General features: G+C 38.8%; 17 protein-coding genes and 1 pseudogene. 6 read left to right on the top strand and 12 right to left on the bottom strand.

What is annotated here, in order from left to right; genetic code table 11:
* Positions 1–1,011 precede the first annotated feature (1,011 nt).
* Positions 1,012–1,692: a 7-cyano-7-deazaguanine synthase QueC gene (gene queC, locus FFO06_RS16020; RefSeq protein ID WP_137908928.1), complete on the bottom strand. Its 681-nt coding sequence runs from the start codon at positions 1,690–1,692 to the stop codon at positions 1,012–1,014.
* A 574-nt stretch (positions 1,693–2,266) separates the two neighbouring features.
* Here queC and FFO06_RS16015 point away from each other — a divergent pair.
* From FFO06_RS16015 to fcmC, 3 genes are all read left to right on the top strand, one after another.
* Complete coding sequence (locus tag FFO06_RS16015) at positions 2,267–3,370, top strand: Gfo/Idh/MocA family protein (protein ID WP_137908927.1); 1,104 nt, start codon at positions 2,267–2,269, stop codon at positions 3,368–3,370.
* A gap of 497 nt (positions 3,371–3,867) precedes the next feature.
* Positions 3,868–5,007 carry a filament morphology actin-like protein FcmB gene (fcmB, locus tag FFO06_RS16010; RefSeq protein WP_137908926.1) on the top strand — a complete coding sequence of 380 codons (1,140 nt, stop codon included), beginning with the start codon at positions 3,868–3,870 and terminating at the stop codon, positions 5,005–5,007.
* A gap of 8 nt (positions 5,008–5,015) precedes the next feature.
* Positions 5,016–5,489: a filament morphology membrane protein FcmC gene (fcmC, locus tag FFO06_RS16005; RefSeq protein WP_137908925.1), complete on the top strand. Its 474-nt coding sequence runs from the start codon at positions 5,016–5,018 to the stop codon at positions 5,487–5,489.
* Positions 5,490–5,633: 144 nt separating this feature from the next.
* Here fcmC and FFO06_RS16000 read toward each other — a convergent pair whose 3' ends face one another.
* From FFO06_RS16000 to FFO06_RS15980, 6 genes are all read right to left on the bottom strand, one after another.
* The gene (locus FFO06_RS16000) at positions 5,634–6,215 is read right to left on the bottom strand and encodes a CPBP family intramembrane glutamic endopeptidase (protein WP_137908924.1); all 582 of its coding nucleotides are present in this window, start codon (positions 6,213–6,215) and stop codon (positions 5,634–5,636) included.
* 289 nt (positions 6,216–6,504) lie between these two features.
* Positions 6,505–7,527, bottom strand: a complete 1,023-nt coding sequence (locus FFO06_RS15995) for a DUF3326 domain-containing protein (RefSeq protein WP_137908932.1) — start codon at positions 7,525–7,527, stop codon at positions 6,505–6,507.
* A gap of 44 nt (positions 7,528–7,571) precedes the next feature.
* Positions 7,572–7,742, bottom strand: coding sequence for a DUF8621 family protein (locus FFO06_RS21645; RefSeq protein WP_190372175.1), 171 nt, complete (start codon positions 7,740–7,742; stop codon positions 7,572–7,574).
* Between the two features lie 66 nt (positions 7,743–7,808).
* Positions 7,809–8,126, bottom strand: coding sequence for a 2Fe-2S iron-sulfur cluster-binding protein (locus FFO06_RS15990; protein ID WP_028090963.1), 318 nt, complete (start codon positions 8,124–8,126; stop codon positions 7,809–7,811).
* 212 nt (positions 8,127–8,338) lie between these two features.
* Positions 8,339–9,775 carry an FAD-binding domain-containing protein gene (locus FFO06_RS15985; RefSeq protein ID WP_137908923.1) on the bottom strand — a complete coding sequence of 479 codons (1,437 nt, stop codon included), beginning with the start codon at positions 9,773–9,775 and terminating at the stop codon, positions 8,339–8,341.
* A 70-nt stretch (positions 9,776–9,845) separates the two neighbouring features.
* Entirely contained in the window at positions 9,846–11,117 is a 1,272-nt protein-coding gene (locus tag FFO06_RS15980; RefSeq protein WP_137908922.1) for a dihydroorotase, read from the bottom strand.
* A 236-nt stretch (positions 11,118–11,353) separates the two neighbouring features.
* Between FFO06_RS15980 and FFO06_RS15975 the strand changes: the two genes are divergently transcribed.
* A complete protein-coding gene (locus FFO06_RS15975; protein WP_028090960.1) occupies positions 11,354–11,815 on the top strand; it encodes a DUF29 domain-containing protein in 462 nt (153 codons plus the stop codon).
* 172 nt (positions 11,816–11,987) lie between these two features.
* On the opposite strand, the gene FFO06_RS15970 is transcribed toward FFO06_RS15975, so the two are convergent.
* On the bottom strand, positions 11,988–13,331 hold the full coding sequence (locus FFO06_RS15970) for a histidine phosphatase family protein (RefSeq protein WP_137908921.1): 1,344 nt from the start codon (positions 13,329–13,331) through the stop codon (positions 11,988–11,990).
* 143 nt (positions 13,332–13,474) lie between these two features.
* Between FFO06_RS15970 and FFO06_RS15965 the strand changes: the two genes are divergently transcribed.
* Positions 13,475–14,074: a Uma2 family endonuclease gene (locus FFO06_RS15965; RefSeq protein ID WP_190396749.1), complete on the top strand. Its 600-nt coding sequence runs from the start codon at positions 13,475–13,477 to the stop codon at positions 14,072–14,074.
* Positions 14,075–14,155: 81 nt separating this feature from the next.
* Here FFO06_RS15965 and dapF read toward each other — a convergent pair whose 3' ends face one another.
* Together dapF and FFO06_RS15955 are read right to left on the bottom strand one after the other, a co-directional pair.
* Complete coding sequence (gene dapF / locus FFO06_RS15960; protein WP_137908920.1) at positions 14,156–14,995, bottom strand: diaminopimelate epimerase; 840 nt, start codon at positions 14,993–14,995, stop codon at positions 14,156–14,158.
* A 145-nt stretch (positions 14,996–15,140) separates the two neighbouring features.
* A complete protein-coding gene (locus FFO06_RS15955; RefSeq protein ID WP_137908919.1) occupies positions 15,141–17,153 on the bottom strand; it encodes a monovalent cation:proton antiporter family protein in 2,013 nt (670 codons plus the stop codon).
* A 378-nt stretch (positions 17,154–17,531) separates the two neighbouring features.
* On the opposite strand from FFO06_RS15955, the pseudogene FFO06_RS22055 reads away from it, so the two are divergent.
* A pseudogene (locus FFO06_RS22055) lies at positions 17,532–17,735 on the top strand (hypothetical protein); the annotation flags it as partial.
* Between the two features lie 15 nt (positions 17,736–17,750).
* Here FFO06_RS22055 and purD read toward each other — a convergent pair.
* Together purD and FFO06_RS15940 are read right to left on the bottom strand one after the other, a co-directional pair.
* A complete protein-coding gene (gene purD, locus FFO06_RS15945) occupies positions 17,751–19,031 on the bottom strand; it encodes a phosphoribosylamine--glycine ligase (RefSeq protein ID WP_137908918.1) in 1,281 nt (426 codons plus the stop codon).
* A gap of 680 nt (positions 19,032–19,711) precedes the next feature.
* Entirely contained in the window at positions 19,712–20,044 is a 333-nt protein-coding gene (locus FFO06_RS15940; RefSeq protein ID WP_137908917.1) for a thioredoxin family protein, read from the bottom strand.
* Between the last annotated feature and the right edge of the window lie 27 nt (positions 20,045–20,071).

Here is a 20,071-nt window from a genome sequence, read left to right as displayed (position 1 = left end):
TCCAACTACCACTGAAATAGTTGATAAAGTTATTTCTGTTGCTCTCGATTTGATGAATCCTCAACATTTAAAAAATTGGTTCACTAATTGTTGTTACTGTACCTCATAACACCGGGAAGTGCTGTAATATCTGTACTTGAGGTAAAGATTTTGTGTGTAACATAGCGATAGCGAAGCGCTGCTGCAAGCAGTTCGCCATATAATAGCGTAACGCACCATTTTAAATCATTGACATCATCAGAAAATCCCCATCTTCATCCTGTACATCCTTTCATCCTGGACATCCTGATTCTGACATTACCCCACAAAGCAACAATTAACGCAAAAAAACCGCGAAAAATTTGCTTTTTAGGTGTTGACAAAGGATTTTAAAAATGTTATTATCATCTTGATAAGGAAGAACTATCTTAAATTATTTATAGTAGGGTGTGTTAGCTGTATTCGTAACGCACCATTAGTGAATACTTTATGTGTAGCATAGCGATAGCGAAGCGCTGCTGCAAGCAGTTCGCCATATAATAGCGTAACGCACCATTTTAAATCATTGACATCATCAGAAAATCCCCATCTTCATCCTGTACATCCTTTCATCCTGGATATCCTGATTCTGACATCACCCCACAAAGCAACAATTAACGCAAAAAAACCGCGAAAAATTTAATTTTCAGGTATTGACAAAGGATTTTAAATATGTTATCCTGATATTGATAAGGAAGAACTATATTAAATTATTTAAGAGTAACGCACCATTTTAAATCATTGACATAATCATAAAATCCCCTCCTCATCCTGTAAATCCTTTCATACTGGACATCCTGATATGGCTAACGCCACGCTTCGCTATCAGACAAATGGGAATTTAAACCTGTTTGCAGGTGATTTCCTATTTGCTTAAATACTACCTAATTCTGCTGGGGTAATTGATGAATTACCCCTTTTCAACAATGATTAAATCAAATTATAAACATCTTTGTATAAAATCTGAATTGCGGAGCGGAAGCCGTTTATTCCCTAACCACCAGCATAGAGAACAGGATCTTTTAACCCCAATTCAGCAAAAGCCGCTAACCGCAATTGACAGGAATCACAGACACCACAGGCAATATCATTACCAGCATAGCAAGACCAAGTAAGATGCCAAGGCACTCCCAATTGATTACCAAGTTGGATGATTTCTGTTTTTTTTAAGTCAATTAACGGGGCGATAATTTTAATTGGTTTTCCAGAACGTCCTTGTTTTGTTCCTAAGCGAAAAACTTCCTGGATAGCTTGGATATAATCAGGACGACAGTCTGGGTAGCCAGAGTAATCTAGGGCATTAACCCCAATATATACTCGTTCCGCTGCGATCGCTTCGGCATAACCCAAAGCAAAACTTAAAAAGATCGTATTCCGGGCAGGAACATAGGTGGTAGGGATATGATCAGCCATTTCAGCCAGCGATCGCTCTTGAGGTAAATTAATCTTATCATCTGTCAGTGCAGAACCACCCCATTGCCGTAAATCAAAATTAACTACTTGATGTTCAATTACACCGACTGTATTAGCAAGCATTAAAGCAGAATTTAATTCTTTTCGATGTCGTTGTTGGTAATCAAAAGAAATAGCATAGCATTGACAACCATCCGCCTTTGCTTGGTAAAGAACCGTCGAAGAATCTAAGCCACCGGATAATAGAATTACAGCTTTCATATCAAAATCAGCAATGGGGAGAACAAGAAGTAGGGAAAATAGAGGAGAATTTGATCAATTACCCATTCCTTCACAAATTCCATTCAAAAAATCAGAAAATCAATAAAATGCAATCAAAAAATTAAATATGTACAAAAATTCCCCGGTAGGAGAACAGAAATTTTATAGACCCTCCAGCAAATTATAATCTAAATTTCCACTACTTATTTATAAGTTAAGATACTTACAAAAGAAAAATAAAATTACTGTGATCAAGAGCAGACATTTATTTGATTAGTTAATTGATTAACGGCATATCCGAGAATTTTCACTGAGAAATTAGGGAATTTATCAAGTCAACAAAAAAACACATAATTTTTTGAGGAGATGAATAAAACCGGGAAATTAATAACCATTGACCTAAAATACAATCCAGATGACGGGAACTGAACCTAAACTTTAAAATTCTTCATAAAGACAATCACTATGTTACCATCTGGATGGTTAAAGACAAATAAAACCGGGCATTTAAGTATAAAGATAAAGGTTAAAAACCTTAGAGTCTCTAAATTTGGTGGTTGAGGAGAGAACAATAGTGCAAAATAGCAGATCAGTGTCAGAACCAAATCTATATTCACAGCGCAGCCAGCCGCATCATATCCGTATAGGTGTGATTGGGGTTGGTAACATGGGACAACATCATACCCGCGTTCTCAGTTCCATGAAAGATGTGGAACTAGTAGGGGTTTCCGATATTAACGTTGAACGTGGGTTAGAAACGGCCAGTAAATACAAAGCTCGTTTTTTTGAAAATTACTGCGACCTATTACCCCATGTAGACGCAATTTGTGTTGCAGTACCTACAAGGCTACATTATCCCGTGGGCATCAACTGTTTATTAGCGGGAATTCATGTTTTAATTGAGAAACCAATAGCGGCTAGTATTTCTGAGGCCGAGTCTCTAGTGAATGCTGCTGCCGAATCTCAGTGTATTTTACAAGTTGGTCACATTGAGCGATTTAATCCCGCATTTAGAGAACTAAGTCAAGTCCTCAAAACCGAAGAAGTTTTGGCTTTAGAATCGCACCGCATGAGTCCTTACTCAGCGCGGGGGAGTGATGTTTCCGTAGTGCTGGATTTAATGATCCATGACATTGATTTACTGCTAGAATTAGCCGCATCACCAGTGGTGAAATTAACGGCTAGTGGAACTCGTTCCTTAGACTCAGGTTATTTAGATTATGTAACCGCGACCTTGGGCTTTGCCAATGGAGTTGTTGCCACTCTTACAGCCAGCAAGGTTACCCACCGAAAAATTCGCCGTCTGGTGGCCCATTGTAAAAATTCATTTACAGAAGCAGATTTTCTCAATAATGAAATTTTGGTACATAGGCAAACCCCTGTCAACCCCCTGATCGATCAGCAAAAAGTCCTATATAGACAAGATGGTTTAATCGAAAAGGTTTATACCACTAATATTCAGCCTCTGAGTGCGGAGTTAGAGCATTTTATCAACTGTGTCCGTGGTGGCAATCAACCTTCTGTTGGTGGTGAACAAGCTCTCAAAGCTCTGCGATTGGCTAGTTTAATTGAGCAAATGGCTTTAGAGGAAAGAGTCTGGAATCCATTAGAATGGTCTTCAGAATCGAGAGTCCAATCTTTGACCGAAAAAAATCGGATACAAGCCCCGTCCTTCTAGGACGGCTTTATAGTAAACTAGGTATAGTCGCCACAGGGCATTGGGAGACTATAAACGGACACTCCAGACCGGATCAGACTACTTTTCGGTAGCACCGGTCAGTGAAGTGTCAAGGAATCCTCGCTCATAAAAAGACGAGGAGGTATGTCAAATCAACCATTTAGCCCCAACTAGCAGTGGGGGAATTAACGGTTTTTTCTCCCACTCTCACAAAAGCGGAGTTATATAAACAATCTTCTGCGGGTAATTTTAGAAATTAAAAGGACTACTATACTGTTTATTTCTTGGCAACTCAATACAAGCGTAAAAACAGCAAATCGGGAATAAAAGCTTGACATCTGGTTATAAATGCCATAAAAAATGCTAAATCATCGAAAATTGACTATTGCCCATTATCAATTTAGACGTATTTCTAGTTACACTTAACCCAATCTAAAATTTTTTGTAGCTCACCTTTTTGTAAGATGAGCATGATAACTTTTTACAGAGGAGCTTTCATGACAGACCAACCCTCCGCAGCTAATCCCATAAATGCCGCTGCCATTCCCATGAACCGCCCAGCGGCAGCCACACCAATGAATTCTTTAAAGCCAACTAATGTTGGGGGTAAAACCATTCTCAGCGTTGATTTAGGCAGAACCTCCACAAAGACTTGTGTCAGCCGTGAACCGGGCAGTGTAGCCTTCATTCCTGCTAATGTGAAGCAGATGAGTGTTGCTGAAATTCGTGGCGGTGTGTTTGAGGCTAAGGCAACTGACCCACTGATGGATTTGTGGTTAGAGTATCAAGGTAGTGGCTATGCTGTAGGGCAATTAGCCGCAGATTTTGGCGCAAATCTTGGCGTAGGCCAATCTAAGGTTGAGGACGCACTGATCAAAGTCTTGTCCTGTGCCGGCTACTTTAAGCTTAAAGATGAAATTTCTGTGGTTCTGGGTCTACCCTTCTTGTCTTTGGAACAATTTGAAAAAGAAAAGGCACAGTTAACTAGTTTGGTAGAAGGACCTCATGTATTGAATTTCCGAGGTGAATCTTTATCTTTGAAGATTAGCAAAGTCTGGATTATGCCTGAAGGATATGGTAGTTTGCTGTGGTCAGAAACTCAACCTAATAAAGGAACAGGAGTTCCCGATTTTACGAAAATGTCAGTGGGGATTGTAGATATTGGCCACCAAACCATTGATATGCTCATGGTGGACAATTTCCGGTTTGCTAGAGGGGCTTCTAAGAGTGAAGACTTTGGGATGAGCAAGTTTTATGAATTGGTAGCTGCGGAAATAGAAAATGCTGATAGTCAATCTTTAGCATTGATTTCTGCGGTTAATAAATCCAAGGGCAATCGCTTTTACCGTCCTCAAGGTGCTAGTAAACCTACTAATCTAGATGATTTTCTCCCTAACCTGATAGAGCAGTTTTCACGAGAAATTTGCGCTCGTGTGTTAGCTTGGCTACCAGAACGGGTCACAGATGTAATTATTACAGGTGGCGGTGGAGAGTTTTTCTGGGAAGATGTCCAACGTCTACTCAAAGAGGCTAAAATCAATGCTTACTTGGCTGCACCTTCTCGACAAGCTAATGCTTTGGGTCAATATATTTACGGAGAAGTGCAAGCATCCGCTGCTGTTCGCCCTGCTAAATAATAAAACTAATGTTCCAATGGTCAAAAAAGGTAGTTAAATCCGTTACGTTCAATCCAGAAATTGCTGATGAGAGCTTGTTAGCGCAGGTGGAAAACTACTTAGAGGCGCAACCAGAGAAAACTTTCAGTGACCTATGTAAAGAGGCCCTATGGAAAGTTTTCTTACCGGAATCTGTACAACCAGCTTCTAAAACAGCAAATATAACCACGATTGAACAGAAAATCAGTGAGATGCAATTGCAAATAGCTAGTTTTGAGGAACGTTTTTTTGTTAAGGAGTCTCGTCGTTTGGATGCCATAGAAAGTCAAATGTTGCAACTTACTCAACAAGTTGCAAAGTTAACAACCATTCTGAGTCAGCAACCACCTACTTATATTCCTCCTCAACCTGAATCTGAACCTGAACATAATGAACCTGAACCTGAACCTCAAGAGGTAGACCCTGTAATCAGTCGTATTGGTCAGTTTCTTGATGATTTTTAAGAAAAGACCAGATTTTTACTTGTTTTTACTTTGAGAACAACTCTTAACTAAACTACCGTAAGTTCCACCAATAAGCTGCTTCAGTATTATTGGTGGGATCTTTCGTTTAAAGATTAAAAAATAAAAAAATCCCGACATTTGTATCTAAGGATTTTTAATTTTCCATAAATAGCTAGAAAGTAGATTTGTCACAATATGAGCAACTATTGGTAATAACAAGTTACCACTCAGTAAAGCACTATAACCTAAAATTACACCAATGAGAGTCGCCCAAATTACATAAGGCCATTGTTGAGGACCACTAAGGTGTAAGACTCCAAAACAAAGACTAGATACTATTACAGCTAGATGATCCGCGCCCAAAGCTGGTAACATTACACCTCGAAATAATAATTCTTCACTTAAACCTGGTAATAATCCTAGCCAGATTAAATCGGGCATTGCTAGAGGTTTGAGAACCATTTCTAGATAATAATCCGCACTTTTACGGTAATTAGGGAGAAAGCGATAAGCTAAACTACTTAATATGGTAATGATTAGACCTAAACCGATTCCTAATAATAAGTCTTGTTCGTGCCAGTGCCATTTGAAGAGGATGATATTGCTCCAATGTAACCATAACTTAGCAACTATCCAAAGAATAATCGCTGTTACACCCATTGCTACTAAAACTTGGGTGCGTGTTAAGTAAGGAATTTCTGGTTCTTGATTTTGTTGTTCAACCACAGGAATTTAAATAAATAATGGTAACGGGCAATTGACAACCGAAGGTTTTAGAGATATTTTGCGTAAGTCATAAAACATAAAATAAAATAAATTAAATTAAATTAATTCATGCTTATCTGCGTTCATCTGCGTTCATCTGCGGTTAATTATTCTAGAAGAAGTATTCTATGGAGTTTCATTTTAGCTCAATCAGAATAATTGTAGGTTGGGTAGAGCTACAGCGAAACCCAACCTAGACAATCATTAACGAAAAATGATTAATATTTGACTATATCTGACTAGATTTTTGTTATTTAAACCTAATACCTGCTTTATGCGCTACTAATAAGCCTACAGCTTCCAAATATGAGTTTACCTGTAAGCTGGGAATTTTTAACTTATGAGCAGAAACCTGTAACAAGGTTTTATTTTCCGTAACTGTAATTATTTGACATTGACTTTGACTTAAACTCAATAAAGCACTACTTCCACAGGATGTGTCAGGAATAATTAAAGCGTCAACCTGGCCTGCCCACAGATCCGTTGATAATGGCTGATAAGATTCTGTATTAATTATAAATTGCGGAGCGTTACTTAAACCAACTAAAACGCAAGGTAAGAATGTATAGCCTAGTTCTTCAGCCGCAGCACGAGGTGATAAATTAGAGGCTGTAGGGGCAGGAGAAAGGGCAGGAGCATGGGCGCAAGGAATTTTAAAGGTACGGACTAATAAATGGCTAATGACGGCTTCAGCACCGGCTAGAGGGTCTACTCCTTGACCTTGGCGATAGTTTTGCAGCGCGGTTTCGTCCATGTCTTCAGGGAAACGGGTAACAACTGCGATCGCTTGGGCTTTTTCCTGTATAATTAACTTTTCAGCAGCCCGTAATAAACTATCAGGATTACCTATTGTTCCCCAACTTGTCCCTGATGAAGAAATCCGTAATTCTACATTTAAATCTGCATCGGTAATTACATGATTTGTAATATCTAACCCTAAAGTTGCCCTGGCTGCGTCCGCTACCTGCAAGTGTCGCAGCATTAATTCCGGCTCAATACCCTGGTCTAAAAGTAAACCTACCCTATTGCTACGAACAGGACGTAAACCCCATTCTCCAGCGGCAAATTTGTCTAAACCATAACCTTCTACATAGAAAGCGTTGGGAATATTCCAGTATAAGCTTGCACCATTCATGACATTGGGGTGAGTAATCAAGCGATCGCATACCTGTGATATAATTCTCGCTACTGGTAATGCGTCACCAGCATAACCGCCAATTGCTGCCCCAATGCCAGTGGGTATAATTAAAATGACCGTGTATGGTTTTTGAATGGGTATCACAGGTTCTTTATTTCGCGGTAGACGCGAAGAATAATCTAAACAGTAACTACAGCCTCTATAGTTGCGGTTTGTTGGGTTTCGTCAATAGCGGTAATAGCCCAACGTAGGGGTTCACCTTGTTTTTGTAATTCCGCTGTAATAGCTTTTTCTAATTCAGTGGGGGTTTCTTGTAATTCAATTTCAGCGGTAATAAAATGAGTTGTCATTATTCTAAATCCTTTGTATTGGTAATCTTGAGTATAGAAGGACTTGATGGTAATTGGCAACTATATCTACCCCTTTCCAAATTGCTTATCATAAACTATTTCTTCCTTACCTGTTTCAATTTTCAAATCAGATAATGGCTTAGAAACACACAGGAGCGCGTAGCCTTGTTTTTGCAGTTCTGGACTTACACCCATTCCCTCGCTTTGATCTACAGACCCTGCTAATATTAATCCAGCACAGGTTGTACAAACACCAGCATGACAGGAAGCAGGTAATTCCAAACCCGCTGCTTCGGCTACTGATAAGACTGCTTCACCTTCTGGAACTTGCAGGGTATATATTTTACCTTCGTGATTGATTTCTACGGTGTAAGTTTTGGACATATACAATAGCAGCTTTTGGGAACGGACAAAAAATTAATTGTATTTAACAATATATAGCAATTTTGTCCAATTTGGGAAAATTTATTTTTTTTAGAAAAGATGAAAAATCTTAGACCAAGTATTAGCAGAAATATCCAGATGAACATAATATTATCAACAAATAACATCCTGTACATCCTTAAATCATGGAAATCCTGATTCAGACAAAGAAATTAAGTAACGGCTTTTTGTTGTTGATATATTTGCTTAAATAAAGCTTGCTGTTTTTGATGATCAACAATTGGTTTAGGGTAATTGACGCGATGATATTCTAGAGACGGAATTTTTCCAGTTACTAAATATGCCGTATCTAAAGAACGTAATTCCGGTATCCATTGACGAACATAAGCTGCTTCCGCGTCGAATTTTTGGGTTTGACTAGCTGGATTAAAAATGCGTAATGGTTGGGGGTCCATACCACTAGAAGCACTCCATTGCCAACCTCCATTATTAGCAGATAAATCACCATCAATGAGTTTCTGCATAAAATATTTTTCTCCCCATTGAGGATTAATTATTAAATCCTTAGTCAAAAAACTAGCAACTATCATTCTACATCTATTGTGCATCCAACCAGTTTCATTTAATTGACGCATAGCAGCATCAACTATAGGATAACCCGTTTTACCCTCACACCAAGCTTGAAAATAAGTTTCGTTATTTCGCCAGGGAAATGTTTTAAAATTATCTCTATATGCACCATTAGCTAATGTGGGGAAATGGTACATAGCGTGTTGATAAAATTCCCTCCATGCTAGTTCTTTTTGCCATGTTTGGATACTAGCATTTACTTCCTCACTATTACTATTTGCTAACGCTTCTATGGTACTTTGCCAAATAGTTCTAATACCAATAACACCGAACTTCAAAGCAGCACTTAATTGAGATGTTCCCTCAATAGCGGGGAAATTGCGCTGTTCTTGATATTCATTAATAGGATCATGGGTAAAATTTTCTAATTTTTCTTGTGCTGCTAACTCTCCAGGATTAATGATTAATTCCCTATCCCAAATAAAACCTAGAACTTCGGCAGTAGGTAAATTGATTATTCCAGATTTTTCGGCTATTTCTTGTTCTTCTGCTGTGAGATTTTGCAGATTTTCTAAAGTTTTAACTGGTTGAGATTTTGGTTTACTATACCAATTTTTCCAGAAAGGAGTATAAATTGTATAGGGAGTTTTCCCACCACTAAATATTTCCGTGGGAGAGTGAAGTAACTGATCCCAATTATAGTTAAGAAACTCAATTCCTGCGGTTTTTAAAACATCAATTACCGCTAAATCCCGAATTTGTGAATAAGGTTCAACATCCCAATTCCAAAATACTGCTTTAGCATTTAAAGCCACTGCTAATTGAGGAATTGCCACAACGGGATCATTTTGCAAAATTAATAATTGACTACCTGCTTGTCGGTATCTTTCTTGAAGGGATTGTAAACAACCAATCATATATTTTACCCTAGCAGGTGCAATATCATCACCTTCAAGAATTTGAGGATCTAGACAAAATACACCTACAATCTTGGGAGTTTTTTTTCTGGCCGCAGCTAGTCCTGTATGGTCAGAAATACGTAAATCTCGACGATGCCAAAACAAAATTAAATCAGACATTGAATAATAAAAATATGTTCCTGTAAAGTAACCGATAAAATCTGTTTTTCCTTTGATTCGTTAATAAAAATCAAAATAGATTTTCACAAAAAACTTGCACAACCCGACCTATAATTTCTTCACCAAACCAAGGAGTATTAAAAGAAAGTGTCTGGAGATTTGCCTGATTTACTTTCCAAATTTGCTGAGGATCAAATAATGTCAATTCAGCTTTTTCACCCGGTTGAATGGCTTTAACCTCCTGTTGTAAACAAGTCGCTGGTTGATGACTCAAAACCCGCCATAATTCCAAAGGTGTAAATTCTCCAGTAGCCACAAGATTTTGCCATAATAGGGGTAATGCCAATTCTAACCCAATTGCTCCCGGTGGCGATTCCGCAAAAGCTTGAACTTTTTCCTCGTAAGTATAGGCTGCGTGATCAATTGCGATCGCATCTATTATACCTGTTCGCAAACCTTCCCGTAAGCATAGCATATCTTGGTAATTTCCCAAAGGCGGATCTAAATGTAAGGCAGTGTGGTAACTTCTCATGGACGTTGTATCAAGTAAAACGTGCATCCAGGTTGTACTAGCGGTAATAGGCACACCTTTAGATTTAGCTTCAGCAATTAATTGTACGCTACGTGCAGTAGAAACACGCATAATATGGACTGGTGTACCGATATCTGCGACTAATTCTAATAAAGCTGCAATAGCCGTTGTTTCCGCACTAGCTGGCATCGGGGGTAAACCTAAACGCAAGGCTTCTGCACCTTCTCGGATCATACCATTAGCTGCTAAATGGCGATCGCAAGGCCAAAAAGCCACAGGTTTACCAAAAGGTTGAAGATACTCCAAAACCCGTCTAACTATCCCCAAATTTTCCCAAGGTTTACCATCAGTAAAACCCACAATTCCCGCAGCGGTTAAATCTGCTACTTCCGTTAATTGTTTACCTGCCAAATCTAAAGTAATTGCTCCCCAGATGTGAAGACTGGGGGAGACTTTTTGCCGATTTCGGTATTGTTGTAACTGTGTTACCAAAGCAGGTCGATCAATGACTGGTAATGTATCAGGTAAAACACACATCCTAGTAAAACCACCAGCAGTAGCAGCTTGTAAAAGAGAACTTAAAGTTTCTCGTTCTTCAAAACCAGGTTCACCGGAATGACTATATAAATCAACTAATCCAGGACCGATAACCAAACCTCGACAATCGCGGACAGACGTATCTGTAGTAAAATTTGTAATTTGTGGGGCGACATCTTGAATATAACCATCAATAATTAACACATCGGCTACTATGTCAGTTTTTTGGAAAGGATCGATTACTCTTACTTGTTTTAATAGTTCTTTTGTCATGAAAAATATTACTTATCAGTCTTTTAACCGTTGTCTATTCTACTGTTTGATCATGCAAATTAGACGTTTTAGCCATAACTTCAGTATTAAAATATAATATAGGTGTTTTTTGTAACCTATATCCTCATAATTCACATTTCCGACTTCTAGCCAGAAATCATCATTTATTCACAATTTTTTATAACTTAGGTTAATATGGAAATTATCATTATAATAATTGTTGTATTTCCACTGATATGCTTGAACCTCTCCATGATCAAGATTTGCAAAGTTGGATTGAATCAACAATTCAACACCTTAAAAATCGTCAATTTGAGGCCCTTGATATTGAATATCTAATTGAGGAATTAAATGATTTGGGTAAATCGGAAAAAAATGCACTTACAAGTAATCTTATGATCTTGTTAGCTCATTTGCTAAAGCTAAAAGTCCAAGATGCTCCAGATAGTATGAAAATGAGTTGGTATCACTCAGTTATTGAACATCGTCAACGAGTTTTAAACAATTTAGAAAATACTCCTTCTCTCAAAAGTTTTCTTTTAGAAGCTATAAATAAAGCCTATTCTCAAGGACGTAAATTAGCAATTAAAGAAAGTAAATTTGCTGCTTTTGGAGTGCGTATTGCTGATGAAAGTGAATATCCTGATATTTGTCCATTTTCTGTTGAGCAAATATTGGATGAAGATTTTTATAGTTAGTGAAAATACGCTGCATTTTTCGGTTTAGCGATACATGATTTATTCTTTCCTAACTCCTGTGTAAATCCTAAAATCTATGCACAGCTAGATCAATCAAAAGTACGAGTCAGGGTAATTCATCAATTACCCCAACAACTTAGCAAATTATAATTAGCAAATTATCAAGCGCAAATTATAACGCTCCAGCAGCAGTTTTATCCAGTACACTATTACTTAAATGTCCAGTAATATTCATTGCTTGCAGAACCGGATAACCTTGACTACCAGCAGGATAATCAATCACACTCACAGCACCATTACCTTGACGGAAATTCCAGAAATTTTCCGCAGATAAACCCAGAATATGGCACAATAAAGTTTTATTAGTCGCATCATGAGCGACCACTAAGCCTAGTTGTAATTGCTGAGATTCGGCATTTTTAATGATTCCATTCCAATCACTAACACTGCGTTCTCTCACCTGTTCTAGGTTTTCTCCTTCTGGCATCTGTACTTCTGCGGGTATTGTACGCCACCTTTCTAATTCCCCGGGAAATTCCCGTTCAATTTCCGATTCAAATTTACCTTCCCACAGTCCATGACTAATTTCTCTTAAACCGGCAAACAGTTGCAAGTTTAAACTAGGATGATATTTTAAAATAATTTCCGCCGTTTCCTTGGGACGGGACATAGTGCTACTAACCGCAAAATCAATATTCACATCTTTGAGAAATTCTGCGGCTTTTGCGGCTTGATTTCTGCCATTATCATTGAGGGGAATATCAATTTGTCCTTGAAACTTACCTTGACGATTCCATTCAGTTTCACCATGACGCACCAACAATAATCTTACCCCTTGATGACCGGGACGCAAAGAAGGGAAGGTTTCACCCAGATGTTGGGTTTGATTCATAGATTCTAACTGTACTGGTTCACCCAAACCACCAGCAAAATTTAAAACACTAATTCCGCAGTTAGACTGTTGTAAACAATGGTAACGACTGGGGGAAATGCCCAAAGCAGTGCTAATTAAGGCGCGATTAATCCCATTATGACCAACAATGAGGATAGTTTCACCTTGGTGCTGGGGGAGAATCTCTTGCCAAAATTGTTTAGCTTGGGCATATAATGCTAAAACTGGAAAATGTTCTTTAGTTTCGGAATTTTCCTGTAAAACCATGCGAAATTCATGGGGAAGTTCCTTCCAGATGCGGTAATCTGCTGTTAACTGTTCTTTGACCTCACTCGTCGTCATTCCTGCCCAAAGCGGTAAATCAACTTCCACCAATTGTTCATCAATTTGAATTATGGGAGCTTGTGTAGCCAATTGACTGCGGATAATTTCCGCTGTTGATTTTGCCCGTTGCAGGGGACTACTATAAATAGCTTGAAATGAAATACTACTGAGGGCTTTACCTGCTTTACTGGCATCATCACAGCCCTTTGGGGTTAAAGATGACGCATCAGTACGCCCTTGAATACGTTTTTCTATATTGTAGGTACTTTGTCCATGACGCACGATGATCACACGGGTCATTTTTTTACTTTCCTCTTAAATAGCACTAATTTTACTACAAAATGTACCAGCAAGTCAGAATCAGGATATCCAGGATTAAAGGATGAAAACTTTGTATAATCATTGATATTAGGATATTAGTTTCATCTGTGGAGTTAAATCTAATGACCCAAACTACAACCACAAATTTAGAATTAATTCAGCCTTCAGCTAATCATCAGACCTTGACAGATGAGCAATTTATGTTATTGAAGGAAAATGATAATCTTTATGAATATGTGAATGGAGAGCTAATTATTGTCGCAAATTCAGGTGTAGAACATGGCTACTTAGCTCTTACTCTGGGATATTTTTTAACAGGTTTTGTACGTAATTATAAGCTCGGTATAACTTGTGATTCTAGCACTGCCTTTAAAATGAAAACTGGTAACAAAAGATCGCCTGATCTGGCCTTTATTTCTAAAGAAAGGTTACAAGGTTTAAAGCGATTACCCAAGGGTTTTTTTGATGGCGCTCCTGATTTAGCTGTAGAAATTATTTCTCCTAATAACACTTTTGAAGAAATTCATCATAAATTAGTAGAGTATTTTGAAAATGGAACTCGTTTAGCATGGGTAATATTGCCAGACGAAGAATGTGTATTGATTTACCGCAAACCTAAGCCATCACAGCTTTTGCAATTGGAAGATAGTCTTGATGGAGAAAATGTTATTCCTAATTTTAATCTTCCTTTGATAGAGTTATTTCAAGAATTGTCTTTTTAGATACAGCTGCTGCAAGCAGATCGCCTACAATAATTCTGTAGACAATCGCTTATATTATTTAGAACTCAAAACAGGCTCAATTTAATATTTACCTGTAAATACCCGTTCTGCAGGTCCTGTCATGTAAATCCGGTTGTCAATTTCTGACCATTCGATTTCTAAAGTCCCACCGGGTAATTCAATCATAGCAGTGCGATCGCATTTATCATTCAATACTCCTGCTACTAAGGACGCACAAGCACCGGTGCCACAAGCGAGGGTAATTCCCGCACCCCGCTCCCAAACGCGCATTTTCAAGTAGTTGCGATTTACGACTTCAATAAATTCTGTATTGGTTTTCTTAGGAAATACCGGATGATTTTCAAATTGGGAACCAATGCTTTCTAAATCAACTGCTGCAACATCTTCTACAAATGTGATACAGTGAGGGTTGCCCATGCTGACACAGGTAACATCCCAAGTTTTCCCGGCTACTTCTAAGGGATGATTAATGACTTGAAGCCCACTAGATGCTAAATTAGTAGGAATTTCCTCTGCTAATAATCGCGGTTCACCCATATCTACTTTTACTTGACCATCATCTGTGAGTTGGGGTACAATCACACCTGCTAAGGTATGAATACTATATTTATCTTTGGTACGGTTAATGCCTTCTAATTCTGTCAAAAATACCGCTAAACAGCGAATCCCATTCCCACACATTTCTGGTTCTGAACCATCGGAGTTAAAAATCCGCATAGTGTAGTCCGTGCCATTTTGTCCAGGAAGGGCAAAAATAACACCATCTGCACCGATACCAAAATGGCGATCGCACCACTGTACCGCTTTCTCTGGTGTCAATACTGGTGTTAATGAGGAACGGTTATCAATGAGAATAAAATCATTACCGAGTCCGTGATACTTAGTAAATTCGATGGCCATTTGTTGTTTTTTGATAAGTCAAAGATTCATTAATTTTATGCAGTATTTTGTCAATTGTCAGTTGATGTGATCATTTTAATGATTACGAATATATGAGAGCCAATCAATTTGATATAGGACTACCCAGCATTCGTCAAAATCCTTTCTATTTAATAGTGATTTTCCCCTCAGCAAAGGCGATTAAAGCATTAAGTTCCTGGTTTGATCCTACCACCAACAAGCGATCGCCTAAAAGAAATGTAGTTTGATGATTAGGATAATCGATTTCTTCACCATCAGCACGACGAATAGCCATTAAACTGACTCCAGTTAAATAACGCATATTCACTTCTTCTAAAGTCATCCCAATTAAGGGAGAATTTGCTGGTAAATCATACCAACGACGATTCAGATCACGAGTCACCTTTTGTAAATACTGAGAAACTTCAGCAGCAGAACGTTCAGGACGTAAATCTAAATAATGATTTTGGCGAATTTCCTGGATTTTCTGTTGTACCAAATCTGGCAACAAACCAACCGCAATTAATAGATGATTTGCCATTTCTAAACTAGCTTCAAATTCAGGTTGTATTACTTCCTTTGCTCCCAATTGATAAAGAACTTCAATATTTTTATCTTGAGTAGCACGGACAACTGTATCTAATTCTGGACATAGTTCTAAAGCCCGTTTTAAACACAGCCGAATACTTGCCGGATCTGGAAGAGCAATGGCCATACCTTGAGCGTGACTTACTCCAGCAGTTTCTAATACATGAAGACTGACAGAATTACCATAAACATAGGGTATACCCGCTTCCCGTAACTGCTGAATACGACTTTCCGATTGGTCAATAACCACCACAGGTAATTGATATTGCTGTAACAACTTCACCAAATTCTGACCAATGCGGCCATAACCACAAACTACTATATGATTCTTCTGTGGTAAATCTGCCGATAAATCAAGAGCTTGATCATTGACTAAATAGGGTTTAAGCCAAGGAATAGATTCCGCAAAATCGAATAAAAAAGGTAATAATCGCAGGATAAAGGGAGTTAACATTAAAGTAACAGCCGTAGTTCCCAAAATTAGTAAATATATGCGCCGAGAAACCAAACCCAAAGCTTGTCCTTCACTAGCGAGAACAAAGGAAAATTCCCCAATTTGAGCTAGTCCCAAACCAGCAATTAAAGCAGTTTTTAAAGGGTAGCGAAATAGCCTGACTAAAGGAGTAATAATTAAAAACTTACCTACAAAAACCAAAGCCACTAATCCGAGAATTAACTCCAGATTTTGCCACAAAAATACCGGGTCAATCAACATCCCAATGGCTGCAAAAAACAAACTAGCAAATATATCGCGTAAAGGTTCAACAATAGTTAAAGTTTCATCAGCATATTCTACCTCAGAAATCATCAAACCAGCGACAAATGCGCCCATTTCAATGGATAACCCTAAATATTCTGTTAAGAGCGCAATTCCCAAACAGATTGTTACCACACCTAATAAAAATAACTCCTTACTTTCCGTACCAGCTAATAACCTTAATAACCGTGGAATTAACCAAATTCCCGCCGCATAAGCGCCAGCCGCAAATAAACCAATCTTCACCAAAGCCATAACCACGGCCACACCAATAGCTTCTCCTGGTTGATGGAGAGCAGGTAATACAGCTAACATTAATCCTAGAGCCAAATCCTGGACGACAAGAATCCCCAACATTACCTGTCCGTGGGGTGTTTCCGTTTCATTGCGTTCCATGAGACATTTGAGGACTACAGCAGTGGAAGACAAAGACAAAATCGAACCCAGAAACACACCTTTAGCAGGTAAAGTTCCCCAAGCTCCTGTAACACCACACACGAACACAGTGACGAGAATAGTGAGGATAATTTGTAAAGTACCACCTCCCAGGGCGATCGCCTTAACTTTCTTCAGTTCCGTCAAAGAAAATTCCACACCCAAAGCAAACAACAAAAAAGCCACCCCAAACTGGGCTAAAGTTTCCACCTGGACAATTTCCTTAATTAATCCCAGTCCAGTAGGTCCAACAACCATACCACCGATGATATATCCTAGTAACACAGGTTGCTTTAAAAGTGCTGCTAATAGACCACCGCAAGCTGCGACAGCAAACACCGAAACCAAATCAACAATTAAGCGAAAATCTTCTTGCACCTTTTTAAATCAAAAATTATCAACAACTATATAGATTCAGCATACAAAGTTTTGTCCCTTTGCGGCGCAAGTTGGGATACAATTTGGGATACAATCACAAAAAAATTTGGACTGACCAAAAATCTGGGATACAAGCCCCGTCCACTTCGGCAAGCTCAGTGCATCGCTTTTAGGACGGCTTTATGTTAGAATTTGGTTATAGTCGCCTTATGGCATTGGGAGACTTTAAACGGACATGGAGGGACGATAAGACCACTTGTGGCGTGTTCCAGTGAAGTGTCAAGAATCATCGCACCTTCAGGTCGGTGAGTATGTCAACACCCAAAAGTGATCAAGTCCCCACAGACGAAATTTATCAGAAAACGCCGTAATACCCCATCAGTTAGAACTCATGTTTGTAAATGTGGGTGCATACTTGACCGTGACCACAATGCTGCAATTAACATCCTAACTAAAGCACTAAAACAAACTGGCTATGATCTAAGTACGGTGGGGCGCACCGGAACTTCTAACGCTTGTGGAGAGATGACCCTCTACCCAGACTTAGTAACAATTGAAACAAGAATCCCCGTCCCTTTATAGGGCGGGGAGCGTCAATTACCCGTTAGAAACCCGATAACCAATATCCCGACGATAATACATCTGATCAAATTCAATTTCTTTAATACCTGCATAAGCTTGAGCTAAAGCTTCCTGGAAATCCGCACCAATTCCAGTTACATTTAACACTCTACCGCCATCCGTAATAATTTCCTGGTCTGCATTTAATTTTGTCCCCGCATGAAACACGGTCGCCCCGGCCATATCTGCTGCTACCAAGCCATTAATTACCTTACCTTTGACATATTCTCCCGGATAACCCCCAGAAGCAGCCACTACTGTCGCCGCTGCACCTTGTTTCCAAGCGATTGGTGGCATATCCGCCAAGCGCTGTTCTATACAAGCCAAGATCAGATATTCTAAAGGTGTTTCCAGTAACGGTAAAATTACCTGGGTTTCAGGATCACCAAACCGACAGTTAAATTCTAAAACCCGAAAATCACCATCAGGTGTAATCATTAACCCAGCATACAAAACGCCTCGGTAGTCAATTCCCCTAGCTTGTAAAGCGGAGATAGTTCTTTCTAATACCTCTGTTTGCACTCGTGCCATTAACTCCGCTGTGGCAATGGGCGCGGGAGCATAAGCACCCATACCTCCAGTATTGTCTCCAGTATCACCTTCACCGACACGCTTGTGATCTTGAGCAGGTAACAACGGCCGAATTGTTAAACCATCAGTTAGAGCTAAAATTGATACTTCTTGTCCCAGTAAACATTCTTCAATTACCACAGAATTACCAGCACTGCCAAACTGTCCTTGAAAAATCGCCTCAATGGCTGCTTCTGCTTGGGCAATATTTTCGGCAACTGTGACACCTTTACCAGCAGCTAAACCATCGGCTTTAATCACAATGGGCGCTCCTTGGTCATGAATGTATGCCTTTGCTGATGCTGCTTCCGTAAATACCGCAGCTTTGGCCGTAGGAACTCCCGCTTCTGCCATTAATGCTTTAGCCCAGGCTTTACTCGCTTCTATTTGCGCCCCGGCTTTGTTTGGACCAAATACCATTAAGCCTTGATTTTGCAGATAATCAGTAATTCCCTGAGCTAAAGGCACTTCTGGACCGACAACTACTAAAGAAATACTATTAGCTACTGCATATTCACTGATACCTGCAAAGTCATCTACCGCTAGGGACAAGTTTTGACAACCTTGCATAGTTGCTGTACCCCCATTACCCGGCACACAGACAACTTGCTCAATTTGATCAGATTGTAGCAATTTCCACGCTAGAGCGTGTTCCCGTCCCCCATTCCCGATAACTAAAACTTTCACTTATTTCCTCGCGCGTAATCAAGCAAAACGAGAATATATGATACCATTTTCAATTGTCCAAGCTGGTAATCTGGCTAGATTTACGGTTTGTGTGTCAAACGAGCGAACTGCTTGCAGCAGCGCTTCGCTATCGCACAATTATAATATCAATATTATGCTCTTAGTTTTATCCTAGATGCTATTTATCAGATATATTATTCATCATGGCTGTATGATAAGCTTAAATTATATAAAATCAATAATACTTTTGATATTTATAACTTATAGCAATTTGCCTTTAGATTTTCTTAATAATTAATTGAGAATCTTTTCTATTTATCAACGAGGTTGCTATACTTTCAGCGATTTGCTATAATTTCAGAGAATTTCATAATTGGGTTATTATTGTCAATTTTTGATCCTTCAAAAGATGTCAGTCTCCAACCCCTTTATTTACAATGGTTTCAGAAATCAATTTCCCAAGCTAATACAAAACTTTACAAAATTAGTAGCTATTCCTTCAACAATTTTAGCCATAAATTTGCTCAGAAATGATCTAATTTGAGAGATAGTAAAAATTTACTATTGACAAATTGACAAAAAAGTGATGCATAACTTGTCACCCGTTAAGGGGTTTAGCACTGCTAAACCCTTACATATCGCGTCAATTACAGGATGTTTGAGGGTTAGGAGATTGCAACTTAGCCCGTCTGTTCCTCATTATCAATGCTATTTAGCACTTCTTGAAGACGACTTCTAAATTCTCCTTTTGGATGTCCCCCTTTTACCTCACCCAGAATCTCAAATTCTCCCTCCGGTGAATTACAAACAATGTAAGTAGGCCATCCCATTTCTGATTTATCTGGATACTGAGCCAGTAAAATATTACGGTATTGGCGGTAAGTTGCTGTATCCTGCATTTTTACATCTATAAACTGCAAACCTAATTCCCCAGCCACTTTTTCGTCATAAAAAGACATTTTGTGGCAAATCCCACAATCCTCCGAAGAGAATTTAATCACAGCTAAAGTCATGGCTCTTGGTAAATTTTTGAATTTTTA

Origin of the sequence: Dolichospermum planctonicum, from assembly GCF_005402965.1 — a bacterium.
Classification (GTDB): domain Bacteria; phylum Cyanobacteriota; class Cyanobacteriia; order Cyanobacteriales; family Nostocaceae; genus Dolichospermum; species Dolichospermum planctonicum.
Note: the sequence above shows the minus strand (reverse complement) of the source record. Positions and strands in the feature narration are given on the sequence as shown.